Below are 210 nucleotides of genomic sequence, written 5' to 3'. Positions count from 1 at the left end.
TTTCGTGTTACCTGATGCTTAGAGGCTTTTCCTGGAAGCAGGGCATTTGTCACTTCAGCACCGTAGTGCCTCGTCATCACACCTCAGCGTTTAATAAGGTACCGGATTTACCTGGAACCTCCGCCTACATGCTTAAACCGGGACAACCGTCGCCCGGCCGACATAGCCTTCTCCGTCCCCCCTTCGCAGTAACACCAAGTACAGGAATAT

Annotated in this window: 1 rRNA gene; it reads right to left on the bottom strand. The window is 52.4% G+C overall.

Annotated elements, in window-relative coordinates:
- Window position 1 precedes the first annotated feature (1 nt).
- Window positions 2–210: ribosomal RNA gene (locus OGV83_RS00720) — 23S ribosomal RNA — on the bottom strand; the annotation flags it as partial.

This window comes from Citrobacter sp. CK189 (genome assembly GCF_030333505.1).
Taxonomy (GTDB): Bacteria; Pseudomonadota; Gammaproteobacteria; order Enterobacterales; family Enterobacteriaceae; genus Citrobacter_B; species Citrobacter_B koseri.
This window is presented reverse-complemented; position numbering and strand designations above follow the sequence as displayed.